General features: G+C 39.9%; 9 protein-coding genes and 1 tRNA gene. 1 reads left to right on the top strand and 9 read right to left on the bottom strand.

Annotated elements, in window-relative coordinates:
* Positions 1-34: 34 nt before the first annotated feature.
* The 8 genes from lpdA to icmT all read right to left on the bottom strand — a co-directional run bounded on the left by lpdA (position 35) and on the right by icmT (position 11,747).
* The gene (gene lpdA, locus A1D18_RS00635) at positions 35-1,447 is read right to left on the bottom strand and encodes a dihydrolipoyl dehydrogenase (protein ID WP_071661891.1); all 1,413 of its coding nucleotides are present in this window, start codon (positions 1,445-1,447) and stop codon (positions 35-37) included.
* Between the two features lie 146 nt (positions 1,448-1,593).
* The gene (gene aceF / locus A1D18_RS00630; RefSeq protein ID WP_071661890.1) at positions 1,594-2,913 is read right to left on the bottom strand and encodes a dihydrolipoyllysine-residue acetyltransferase; all 1,320 of its coding nucleotides are present in this window, start codon (positions 2,911-2,913) and stop codon (positions 1,594-1,596) included.
* 95 nt (positions 2,914-3,008) lie between these two features.
* Positions 3,009-5,675 carry a pyruvate dehydrogenase (acetyl-transferring), homodimeric type gene (gene aceE, locus A1D18_RS00625; RefSeq protein WP_071661889.1) on the bottom strand — a complete coding sequence of 889 codons (2,667 nt, stop codon included), beginning with the start codon at positions 5,673-5,675 and terminating at the stop codon, positions 3,009-3,011.
* A 69-nt stretch (positions 5,676-5,744) separates the two neighbouring features.
* Positions 5,745-6,488: a hypothetical protein gene (locus tag A1D18_RS00620; protein ID WP_071661888.1), complete on the bottom strand. Its 744-nt coding sequence runs from the start codon at positions 6,486-6,488 to the stop codon at positions 5,745-5,747.
* Between the two features lie 120 nt (positions 6,489-6,608).
* Positions 6,609-7,784: a cation:proton antiporter gene (locus A1D18_RS00615; RefSeq protein WP_071661921.1), complete on the bottom strand. Its 1,176-nt coding sequence runs from the start codon at positions 7,782-7,784 to the stop codon at positions 6,609-6,611.
* Positions 7,781-10,918 (bottom strand): bifunctional proline dehydrogenase/L-glutamate gamma-semialdehyde dehydrogenase PutA, encoded by a 3,138-nt coding sequence (gene putA / locus A1D18_RS00610; protein WP_071661887.1) that lies wholly within the window; start codon positions 10,916-10,918, stop codon positions 7,781-7,783. The genes A1D18_RS00615 and putA overlap by 4 nt, the downstream gene beginning before the upstream one ends.
* 222 nt (positions 10,919-11,140) lie before the next feature.
* Positions 11,141-11,479, bottom strand: coding sequence for a type IV secretion IcmS family protein (locus tag A1D18_RS00605; protein WP_071661886.1), 339 nt, complete (start codon positions 11,477-11,479; stop codon positions 11,141-11,143).
* Between the two features lie 7 nt (positions 11,480-11,486).
* Entirely contained in the window at positions 11,487-11,747 is a 261-nt protein-coding gene (gene icmT, locus A1D18_RS00600; protein WP_071661885.1) for an IcmT/TraK family protein, read from the bottom strand.
* Between the two features lie 279 nt (positions 11,748-12,026).
* Here icmT and A1D18_RS00595 point away from each other — a divergent pair.
* A tRNA-Phe gene (locus A1D18_RS00595) sits at positions 12,027-12,102 on the top strand.
* Between the two features lie 210 nt (positions 12,103-12,312).
* On the opposite strand, the gene A1D18_RS06810 is transcribed toward A1D18_RS00595, so the two are convergent.
* The coding region (locus A1D18_RS06810) for a hypothetical protein (RefSeq protein WP_216095004.1) at positions 12,313-12,681 on the bottom strand (369 nt) is incomplete at its 5' end.

Below are 12,681 nucleotides of genomic sequence, written 5' to 3'. Positions count from 1 at the left end.
GATGTGCCTATTCGTTGATACTCATCTTATTTGATTAACTCGTTTTTTTCTTAGGCATATATAAATCAGTAATCGTTCCTTCAAAGATTTCACTGGCTAGCATCACAGTCTCAGATAGTGTGGGATGAGGATGTATCGTTAATGCAATATCTTCGGCTTCACAACCCATTTCTATCGCCAATGCAATTTCAGCAATCAGTTCACCTGCATTAGGACCGACGATGCCTGCGCCCAAAATACGGTGGGTTTTGGGATCAAATAATAATTTAGTCAAACCCTCATCACGCCCTTGTCCCAAGGAACGCCCACTCGCTAACCAGGGAAAAACGGCTTTTTCGTAAGGAATATTTTTCTCTTTAGCAAGTATTTCCGTTAAGCCAACCCAAGTAATTTCGGGATCAGTATAAGCCACGGAAGGAATACAACGCGGTTCGAAAAAGTGCTTTTTACCGGCAATTACTTCGGCTGCGACACGCCCTTCTGCCACGGCTTTGTGTGCCAACATAGGATTACCAATGACATCCCCAATAGCGAAAATATGTGGGATATTGGTTCTCAGTTGTTTATCGACCGGAATAAAACCTTGTTCAGTGACATTGATACCTAAGACTTCGGCACCCATTAATTTTCCATTTGGTTTACGACCTACGGCAGATAAAATTTGATCAAATCGTTGTGGTTTTGAAGCTCCCTCACCTTCAAACGTCACCCATAGGCCATCTTTCTTAGCTTCGACTTTGGTTACTTTGGTTTTTAATAAAAATTTATACTGTTTTTGCAAACGTTTATATAAAGGCATTACCATATCTTTATCAGCGCCATTGATGATCATGTCACCAGCTTCTACCACGGTAATATCACTACCCAAGGCATGGTAAACTGTTGCCATTTCCATACCGATGATGCCGCCACCTAACACTAAGAGATTACGCTGAACTTCTTTTAATTCAAGTGCACCGGTTGAATCGATAATTCGGGGATCATCCGGTAAAAAAGGCAAACGTATCGGCTGCGAACCCACCGCAATGATGGCTTGTTCAAAAACAATTTTCTGTTTTCCAACCGTTAATTCATTTTTCCCGGTAAATTTTCCTTCACCAACAATGCATTCAACTTTACGTTGTTTAGCTAACAGGGATAAGCCACCAGTTAATTTTTTTACGACACTATCTTTCCAGCTACGCAATTGTTTGATATCAATTTTAGGTTTACCAAAACTTACACCCAATTCAGCCATGGCGCGGGCGTCTTCTATCACTTTAGCCGCATGTAATAACGCTTTAGAGGGGATACATCCGACATTTAAACAAACACCCCCTAATGTCGATTCTCTTTCCACTAGTATGACTTTTTTACCTAAATCTGCGGCGCGAAATGCAGCGCTGTAACCACCCGGGCCGCTACCTAATACGAGTACTTCGGTTTTTTTAATTTCTAATTCAGCCATATATTCCTCTAAAATAATTTTAATATATAAATAAATAATACCAAAGTCTTCTTGATATACTCAGAGCAATTGGTTTTTTGGCAAGTGCCGCGAAGAGAATGACGAGTTGAACGGCAACACAGGCAAAAATTCAAGTGCGAAGAATATTACAATAGCCAACGTCGTATGTCTGACAGACACTCCGTTAAATGCATAATGAAACGAGCACCTTCCGCACCATCGATGACACGGTGATCATACGATAACGATAAAGGCAACATTAATCGTGGCACAAACTCTCCATCCTGATAGAGTGGCTTAAACTGTGCCTTAGAGACACCTAAAATAGCCACATCGGGTACATTCACTATAGGTGTAAATGCTGTACCGCCGATACCTCCTAAACTTGAGATAGTGAATGAACTACCTTGTAAATCAGCAGCCGTCAGTTGTTTAGCACGTGCTTTCTGACTCACTGTTCCTAATTCTTGTGCTAATTCTAAAAGACTTTTTTTATCCACATCCCGTATCACCGGCACCACTAAACCTTCCGGTGTATCAACGGCAATACCGATATGATAATATTTTTTCAGGATCAAGTCCTCGCCATCGGCTGACAAAGAAGCATTAAACGATGGAAATGATTTTAAACTGGTTACAACTGCCTTCATAATAAAAACTAATGGGGTTAATTTAATATTTTGCTTGGCAGCAAACCCCGCTTGTGCTTTGCGAAAAACTTCCAATTCTGTAATATCCGCATCGTTAAATTGGGTGACATGCGGAACCAACAACCAATTGCGATGTAAATATTGAGCGGTTAATTTTTTAATCCGCGTTAAAGCCTGCTTTTCTGTTTTACCAAATTGATTAAAATCAATCTCCGGCGCGGATGGTAAACCCATCTGACCATTAGAACTTTGACTTAGATGAGCTTTAACAAATTTCTGTAAGTCTTCTTTAATAATGCGACCTTTTTGTCCGGTACCGCTAATTTTATTCAGATCGAGCCCAAACTCACGTGCTAAACGTCGCACACCAGGCCCGGCATGGATATCTTCTTCGTCATCCTTCTCTTCTTCTTGTATTTCGTCCTTTAACTCTGCCGATCGAGATGAAATATTTATATTTTTATTTGATAATTCTGATCCAGCCATTTTAGTGCTTGTATCTGGGGAAGATTTTTTTTCTACCTCCGCTGGTGCAGCCGAAGTCGCACTCGCTTTTTCAGTGGAGGAACTCGCGTCTGCTGTTTCTAAAATAGCAATCAAATCACCTTTAGTGACTTTATCGCCTACTTTGACTTTCAACTCTTTTAGCTTTCCGGCTAAAGGCGATGGAATATCCATCGATGCTTTATCACTTTCTAATGTAATGAGCGCATCTTCTACCGCAATATCTTGTCCTACTTTAGCGGGTATTTCGATAATAGCCGCAGCAGCCACATTACCTAAATCTGGAACATGTATTTCTTTTAAACTAGACAAACGTTTTCTCCTCAATGCTCTTCGCACTTGAATTTTTACCTTTGTTACCGCTCAATTTGCAATCCTCATGTATATTCATACACAAATAATAAACGTTAAATGGTAAAAGGATTTGGCTTTTCAGAATCAATCGCATATTTTTTAAAGGCCTGTTCGATTTGAGTCGTACTGACTGAACCTTCTGCCATCAAGGCATGTAAACTGGCTATCACAATGTAGTAACGATTCACTTCAAAAAACTGACGCAATTGCTCGCGCGTATCACTCCGCCCATAACCATCGGTTCCTAATACCACATAAGGAGCTTTAACAAACCCGCGAATTTGATCGGCATTTAAGCGTATGTAATCCGTTGCAGCAATCACTGGTCCTATTCGATCCTGTAAACATTGCGCCACATAACTCTGTTGTTCGGGTTCGTTAGGATGTAATAAATTATGTCGCTCAATGCTTAAGGCTTGTTTACGACACTCTGAAAAACTGGTGACACTCCAAATATCGGCGGTCACATCAAAATCCGTTTTTAATAATTCTGCCGCCGCTATCACTTCATTTAAAATTGTGCCTGAACCTAATAATTGTACGTGTCGTTTACTCGGTTTGGTTTCGGATAATAAATACATTCCCTTAAGAATGCCTTCTTTATGGGCTTCGTTCAATGCAGGATGTGCATAGTTTTCATTCATTAAAGTTAGATAATAAAAACTATTTTCTTGCTCTTGCATCATGCGACGCAAGCCATCTTGAATAATGACCGCTAATTCATAACCGAAACAAGGATCATAAGCCACACAGTTAGGCACTACCGAAAAAAACAACAGATTATGTCCATCTTGATGTTGTAATCCCTCACCCGCTAAGGTTGTTCTACCCGCTGTGGCACCTAAAATAAATCCGCGCGCTTGCATATCCCCTGCGGCCCAAACAAAATCACCCACCCGTTGATAGCCAAACATGGAGTAATAAATATAAAAAGGGATCATACTTAAATTATTGGTACTATAAGAAGTGGCAGCCGCCATCCAAGAACAAAATGCACCCCCTTCATTAATCCCTTCTTCTAATAATTGACCTTTTTTATCTTCACGGTAATACATTAATTGACCCGCATCGACGGGATCATAGAGTTGACCTACCGGAGAATAAATACCAATCTGACGAAATAAACCTTCCATACCAAATGTACGTGATTCATCAGGTACTATTGGTACAATACGCGGACCTAAGGTTTTGTCCTTTAACAGATGACGCAAAATTTCTACAAATACCATGGTTGTAGAGATTTCGCGTCCTTTAGACCCTTGTAACACATTGTCAAAATTATTTAATGGCGGTGCTATTAAACTTTCGTCAGACCGCATACGACGCGCAGGTAAATATCCACCCAATTTTTTTCGCTGTGCTTTTAAATACTTGATTTCTGGGCTTTTTTCATCAGGACAGTAAAAGCTTAAATTTTCAATATCCGTATCACTCATCGAGAGTTTGAAACGATCACGAAACGTACGTAATTGTTCTTGTGTCATCTTTTTTTGTTGATGCGTAATATTCTGGCCTTCACCCGCCGTGCCCATCCCATATCCTTTAATAGTTTTCGCTAAGATCACTGTTGGCTGACCTTTATGTTCTACTGCCGCTTTATAAGCCGCATAAACTTTTTTAATATCATGACCGCCACGTTTTAAAAGCCATAGTTGTTCATCACTCATATCGGCAACCATAGCTTTTAATTCTGGATATTTCGCAAAAAAATGTTCACGAATGTAAGTACCATCTTTCGCACGGAAATTTTGATATTCACCGTCAAGGGTTTCCATCATTAATTGAGGTAACAAACCTTGCTTATCTTTTTTAAATAATGGATCCCAAGCACTACCCCATAAAACCTTATTGACATTCCAACCTGAACCACGAAATACTCCTTCTAATTCTTGGACTATCTTACCGTTTCCTCGTACGGGCCCATCCAATCGTTGTAAATTACAGTTAATAACAAAAATGAGATTATCTAACTTTTCCCGCGCGGCAATACAGAGCGCGCCGAGTGATTCCGGCTCATCCATTTCTCCATCACCACAAAACATCCACACTTTTCTATCTTTGTTGTCTAATAATCCACGATTTTGTAAATATTTTAAAAAACGTGCTTGGTAAATGGCCTGCATAGGACCTAAGCCCATGGAAACGGTTGGGAATTGCCAAAATTCTGGCATAAGCCATGGATGAGGATAAGAAGAAAGGCCTTTTCCGCCTATTTCTTGACGAAAAAGGGCTAATTGCTCTTTTGTAAGGCGTCCTTCTAAAAAGGCACGTGCATAAATACCCGGTGAAGAATGGCCTTGAATATACAATAAATCGCCACCGTGTTCAGAATTAACCGCATGAAAAAAATGATTAAAGCCTACTTCATACAAGGTCGCTGCCGAAGCATAGGTCGCTATATGACCTCCGAGCTCAGAAGAAACTTTACCCGCTTGTAACACCATCATCACAGCGTTCCAACGAATTAAAGCGGCAATGCGTTTCTCTAGTTTTTCATCCCCAGGAAAAGATGGCTCTAATTCGACAGGAATCGTATTCACATAGGGTGTATTGAGACCTATCGTGAGCTCTAAGCCCCGTTGACGCGCTTTATTGACGAGTTGTTGGATAAGAAATTGTGCCCTATCTGCTCCTTCAAACTTTAAAACAGATAAAAGGGCATCTATCCACTCTTTGGTTTCAAGCGGATCCTTATCTAGATAAGGAGTTTGCTGTGTCATAAGGCTTACCTTTAGAAATTCTTCTATTGATGATTGATTATTTTTTGTACTAACTGTTTAGTGAGCCAATTATAACAGCACGCCCAGCGTCACAGCGAATACGATAATTAAAAAGAGAATTAAATCACGGTCTATGAGTTTTAAAGCGGAACCATAGTTCTCATTCGTAAATTCAGCCGTCTCATCGAGTCCTAAAGCAATGCGCCCACTTTTTTCAATGAGCTCTCGATTAAATGAAACATCTCTTAGCAAATAATCGAAACAAAATTGACTGGTTTGTACAAAATTACCCGCTAAGGCAAACAATATTGAAAATAAACGTACCGGTAACCAATCCAATAACGCTCGAACTTGTTGAGCTGACTTTCCTAAAGCAGGATAACTGGCATGGATGTGTGCAGAACGTTCAACAAGACGATAAACTAATGCGGCGATAGGGCCTAACAAAGCCATCCAAAAAATTACTGCAAACAAGGCTTCATTGGCTTGCCAAAATATTGGCTGATGTATTTGCTTGGTATCAAAAATATTGATGGGGCCCAAACAATAAAAAAGCACCACGGCACCTATTAAAAAAGCTAATAAACCTTGAATAAAAGCAGCACTTAAAAAATAAATCACGGCCACAGGTATCACAATAGGTAATACGACTAATATTAAAGGGATAAAATATTGCTGTGCCCAAGTTTTATTTTTAGTCATGTCATTTATTTTGCTGACATATTCCTCAAACCAATTAAAACGAGCTAAAAAGTTACCTCGATGTAAGAAACGTTCCAATGCTAAGCACAGTAACAGTGTAATAAATGTCATAATCTTCCTCCGGGCATCCTAGCCCTATGTTTAAAAATTATTATTCGGCTTTATACTCTTCGCACAGATGTGAGTATATACTCTTCGCATAGGCGTGAATATATAGTGAAAAGACATAGTTTAGTCTACTCGCATCTTTTCATTCAAGGCCAAAGGTGTAGGATAACGTAATACGACCCAATAAGATGAACCCACAAATGTCAAAATAGTGACCGCTTGGATCAAATAGCTTGCTTTATCGCCGATTAAGGCCGGTGTCGTTTCAGCGGCTAAATAAGCAATTAATAAAGAAAATTCGCTGGCTTGTCCTAAACGTACGCCGACTTCACGAGCGATATATTTTTTTTCACCGGACATTTGCAATAATACTTGAAACAACCAGGGTTTAATTAACAACACCAATCCTGCTAATAAGAATGCGGGTATAATGACCATCGGTAAATAATGTAAATCAAAACTTGCGCCTATCGCAAAGAAAAACATAATTAAACAAAAATCACGCAATGGTTTTAAATTATCGGCAATGAAAACCGCAATCGGCCCTTCTGCTATCGATACACCCGCTAAAAAAGCACCTATTTCTGCTGACAAGCCCAATGCACGCGACAATTCCGCTAACCCTAAACACCAACCTAACGCAACTAAAAAAAGATATTCTTGGACACGATCAAAACGAATAAATAATTTACTAATGAAATAGCGTTGGACGACAAATGCAAAAGCAAGCAATGAAGGAAAAGTAATTAAGGTTAAACCCAAATCGGCTAATTTAGAACCGGTTAGATGGGCACCATGCACAAACAACAACATGCCAATGGCTAATAAGTCTTGTAGCAACAACACACTGATCATCGTTTCACCAATCGGCTTATGATGTAACGCGAGTGTGGGCAATAATTTAAGACCGATAATAGTACTCGAAAAAATTAAACTAGCGCCGATTAATAAACTTTCTAAGAGAGTAAAACTAAATAAATAGCCGACTGCAAAACCTATCGTTGTAAACAAAGCACTAAAAACTAAGGTCACAATGGCTGTTTTACGTAAGCTACGATAAAACTCTTGCGGTGTTAAATCCAGACCCACTAAAAATAACAAAAAGATAATGCCCACATCGCCAATGTCGCGTGCTAGAGCCAAGTTTGGCACTAACTTCAAACAACTAGGACCTAATATCAAGCCGAGTAAAATATAAGCAACTAATAAAGATTGACGCGTATATAGCGCTATTGTTGCTAATACGGCCGCACCGGTAAAAATGACAAAAATAGAAAAGACAAAACTTTGATCCATTATTCCTCCAGGCAAAGCAAAGAGGCATTACCTCCCGCCGCCGTCGTATTGATGGATAATGAACGTTCTAAACACAGACGAGGTAAATAATGCGGTCCGCCTGCCTTAGGTCCTGTTCCAGAAAGACCTTCCCCACCAAAAGGTTGTACGCCCACCACTGCGCCTATCATAGAACGATTCACATACTGATTTCCGACATGAACCTGGCGCGAAATCGACTCCACCGTTTGTTGAATCCGACTTTGTATCCCTAAAGTCAAACCATATCCAGTATGATTGATAGCCTGGATTACTTGCTCACGATCTTTAACGGTATAACGAATTACATGCAAGATAGGACCAAAAACTTCACGTTTTAAAAGATCCAAACTTGTTAACTCAAATAGACTAGGAGCAAAAAAGTTCGTTTGATCCAATCCACTCGGCAGCTTGCATTGATAAAGCAATTTAGCTTCTTGGGACATGCGATCAAAATGTTCCTGTAAGGTTTTCTTAGCCATACTATCGATCACAGGACCCACATCGGTAAACAACTCACTAGGATCACCTAATTTGAGTTCCGCCATCGCACCACATAGCATTTCAATTAAGGATTCTGCCATTTCTTCTTGAATAAACAATACACGTAATGCGGAACAACGTTGTCCGGCACTACCAAAAGCGGAGTTCAATACGTCAACCACCACTTGTTCCTTAAGTGCCGATGTATCAACGATCATAGCATTCTGTCCACCGGTCTCCGCAATAAAAGGTAAAATTCCACCCTCACGACTAGCTAAACCTTGATTGATTTCACGCGCAGTTTCAGTAGAGCCAGTAAATACAATGCCTTTAATCCGAGGATCAAAGGTTATTTTTGGCCCAATAACCGCACCACTCGCAGGTACAAGTTGTAATACATCCCCTGGAATTCCTGCTTCATGTAAAAGTTGTACCGCTGCATTAGCGATTAACGGTGTTTGACTTGCAGGCTTAGCAATCACTGTATTACCCGTCACTAAAGCGGCGGTCACTTGACCAATAAAAATCGCTAACGGAAAATTCCAGGGACTAATACAGGCAATAACCCCTCGACCTTGAAAGCTTAACCAATTTTCCTCACCCGTCGGCCCAGGTAATAATTGAGGTATTAAATCTAAGCGCGCGCGCATGGCATAATAACGACAAAAATCTACGGCTTCTCGTACTTCAGCCAGTGCATCATTGAGTGTTTTACCCGCTTCTTTGATCGCTAGCGCCATAAATTCACTTAAGCGTTGCTCAAAAAGATCCGCAGCACGCTCTAAACAAGCCGCACGTATTTCTATCGGTGTATTTGCCCAAGTAAAATTTATTTGATGCGCGTTGCTTATCGCCTGTTCCAATTGTTCGACACTCGCTAAACTAACATGCCCAACGATTTCCTGTGGATTAGCCGGATTGTTGATAGCCCGTGTTTTCTCGCCATCGACTAAAATACCTTTAATCAAAGGTCCCGCGATATAAGATTTTTTAGAGGCTATGTCTATTTGACTGGCCAGTGGTTCCCAGGTTTCACTATCCGAAAAATCGATACCTCGAGAATTTTTGCGGCCGGGTCCATAAATATCTCTTGGTAAAGGAATTTTAGGATGTGGAATGACTTTCAATTGAGATAATTTTTGTACTGGATCTTCTAACATTTCTTCGATAGGAATAGCCGGATCAACAATACGATTCACAAATGAAGTATTCGCACCATTTTCTAACAAACGTCTCACCAAATAGGCAAGTAAATCTTCATACCCACCTACCGGTGCATAAACACGACAAGGAACATTAAGATGCTTAGGACCTACGATATGATCATACAAGGTATAACCCATACCATGTAAGCATTGCATCTCAAAATCTCGATTCTTTCCAGCCAACTCGAGTATTGTTGCTAAGGTATAAGCATTATGTGTCGCAAACTGCGGATAGATTTGTGCAGCGTGTTCCAGTAATTTTTTTGCACAGGCAACAAAACAAACATCCGTTGCCGCTTTACGCGTAAAGACCGGATAGCCTTGCAATCCTTTTAATTGTGCATTTTTGATTTCGGTATCCCAATAAGCCCCTTTAATTAATCGAACCATCCAACGTTTATTTTGTTTTTTTGCCAGATCAACTAACCAATCAATAACAAAAGGGGCTCGTTTTTGATAAGCCTGCACCGCCAAACCAAATCCTTCCCAATGCGCTAAATCGGAATCACAAAATACTGCAGCAATAATATCTAAGGAAATATCCAAACGATCGGCTTCTTCGGCATCCACTGTCAGTGTCAGGTTATTCGCTTTCGCTGCTAAAGCTAATATTTTTAACTGCTTAATTAAAAAAGGAACCACCACTTCTTTTTTAGCAAACTCATATCGTGGATGCAGCGCAGATAATTTAACTGAAATACCGGGTGCATCGTTTAAAGATTTGCTTGATGCCGCCTTACCAATCGCAGTGATTGCAGTGTAATAGGCTCGAAAATAACGTTCCGCATCTTTTTCGGTACGTGCCGCCTCACCTAACATATCGTAAGAAAAACAATAGCCTTTCGCTTCATAGGCTTTAGCGCGTTTCAGCGCTTCATCAATTCCTTGCCCCATGACAAATTGACGACCTAATACCTGCATGGCTTGTTTGACTGTCTTACGGATAATAGGCGCACTACTTCGACTAACAAACCGGCGCAATACATTACCTAAACCACCCGATTGATCCGATTGTAATAATTTTCCTGTTAAAACAAGACCCCAAGTACTAGCATTAACAAAAAAAGAAGCACTTTGACCTAGGTGCGAAGCCCAATCGGCATGGGTAATTTTATCTTTTAATAAGGCATCGATGGTATTACTATCTGGAATACGTAACAATGCTTCTGCCAAACACATCAATGCAATCCCTTCTTCACTCGATAAATCGTATTCGTATAAAAAAGCGTCTAAGCCACCTTTCGATAAACGCTGCTTACGAATTTGATCAATTAATTGGGCAGCATATTGTGAAATTTTTTCTATCACTTGACGAGGTAAAGCAGCTTCTTGCAATAACTGTTTAACACACGTCGTTTCATCCGCATAATAAGCTTGCGCAATAGCTAATCTTAACGGATTTTTCTTAACTGATATTAAGGGAATCGACATTTGAGCCTCTATAAAATTCCGAAAAATTATTTTTTTATTTACTCTGCACTTGGATTTTTGCCTGTATTGTCGCTCGACTCGTAATTTTCATGTAGTTAATACATTCTGGTTGCTTCACTACGCGACATCTTACCAACAATCTAATTGCTGTGAATATTTTAAACAGCATGAACCAACGTTCTATGCAGAATAATTCATATCCGTTGTCTTTTAAATAATGTACTAATCGTACATGAGTTCATCAAGCGGGGTTTGAGCAGTTGAGCCTCCATTTTGCATCAACTCACATAATACATCCGTAATGCAAAGATAGCGTAAAATATTAGGGGTTACTTCATCAAAGCTTGCTTTCACTCCTAATAAAGATTGCTCTATCTCATCAAAACTAACACCAATTCCATAACCTAAACAGAGCGAGCACAGTTGATCCGCACGGCGCGCAATTGCTGGTAACAATCCGACCTCAGAAAAAACCTCATCATAGGTAATGGGCCTACCCTTCAGTGTAAAATTGACCTTTAATGCCATAGCAATGGAATGTAGTGCTCTTTTTAATTCCATGACACTTCTACTCCTTCCACCACGGAATAGCCATCTTACGCGGTCCGGCTAACACCGTTCGTAACCAACGTAAAAAAACTGTAACAGAAAAACCATAGTGTTCTAATAAACCAAAAAACGCCATGGCGACTATTGCTAATAGAAAGCTCCAAACACGAATATGCAATAAAAACAAGAGCAATGGGAAAGCCGAACGCGCATCGATTAAAAAGAATCGCGGTATACGTGCCGAATCACGCCAATGTGCAGCTGTAGGAACTCGTGCCATAAATAGTCCTATGACCTATTTGGTTAATATTCTATCATTTATGCCGGGAATCATACAGCAACTGACTAAAAATTTAAAGTTGAGAAATGGCAGGCAGTCATCGAGTTAGCTTGCTATCCTAGTGATGATTTAAAATGAGTATTTTAAACTATCCGTTTGCACTCAGGTTTAATTAATAAATTTTATGATTCGCTTGACTCAACTTTAACTAAACGCTTTAATACGCAACCTAACGTCAAGTTTACGAAAAATAGAATCTGCACCAAAAAACGTCAACCTGGCCGAATAGCTCAGTCGGTAGAGCAGAAGACTGAAAATCTTTGTGTCGGTGGTTCGATTCCACCTTCGGCCACCAGAATAATCAAGTAAAATCAATAAACTAACAAACTTCTCTACAACTTCAAGTTTCTACTTACCAAATTCACATTTTCAAGCTGAACAATTGGATACATAAAAATAGATTTATATTTCGTTTCTAATTAATTTTAAACCTTGTTGGAGAGATACTTATCCATTAGATTTAAAACCTAACTCCGCATGACTTTCTATATATTGGCTTCCTTAACTAGGGTCTAAAGAAGAGCCCATTACTATTTTCCTGCTCTTGTGATGACGTTGCTTCTTTGGGTATTTGATTTGAAGTTCTGTTTTGTGCCAACATTAGTTGTCTTAATTGCTCAATTTCTTCTTTCATCTTCTTTCGCTCTCGTGCTCGTTTTGCTTCTGCCTCCTCTCGTTCTTGCGCGCGTTTTGCTTCTGCCTTCTCTCGCTCTTGTGCTTGTTTTGCTGCTGCTTCTTCTCGCTCTTTTCTCATCTGTGCAATCTCTTTTCCTACTTGTGCAAGCTCTGCTCTGAAGGCTTTACGATCACATTCTATTTCGTCTAATATTTTTTGAATCTCCGCTTCACATTGAGGAGCATAGGTTTTTAGTAT

Source organism: Candidatus Rickettsiella isopodorum (assembly GCF_001881495.1).
Lineage (GTDB): Bacteria > Pseudomonadota > Gammaproteobacteria > Diplorickettsiales > Diplorickettsiaceae > Aquirickettsiella > Aquirickettsiella isopodorum.
Note: the sequence above shows the minus strand (reverse complement) of the source record. Positions and strands in the feature narration are given on the sequence as shown.

Excerpts from the sequence above, each read along its gene's own strand:
- putA (WP_071661887.1), bottom strand. The coding sequence starts at position 10,918 with ATGTCGATTCCCTTAATATCAGTTAAGAAAAATCCGTTAAGATTAGCT.
- A1D18_RS00605 (WP_071661886.1), bottom strand. The coding sequence starts at position 11,479 with ATGGAATTAAAAAGAGCACTACATTCCATTGCTATGGCATTAAAGGTC.
- lpdA (WP_071661891.1), bottom strand. The coding sequence starts at position 1,447 with ATGGCTGAATTAGAAATTAAAAAAACCGAAGTACTCGTATTAGGTAGC.
- aceE (WP_071661889.1), bottom strand. The coding sequence starts at position 5,675 with ATGACACAGCAAACTCCTTATCTAGATAAGGATCCGCTTGAAACCAAA.
- icmT (WP_071661885.1), bottom strand. The coding sequence starts at position 11,747 with ATGGCACGAGTTCCTACAGCTGCACATTGGCGTGATTCGGCACGTATA.
- A1D18_RS00620 (WP_071661888.1), bottom strand. The coding sequence starts at position 6,488 with ATGACATTTATTACACTGTTACTGTGCTTAGCATTGGAACGTTTCTTA.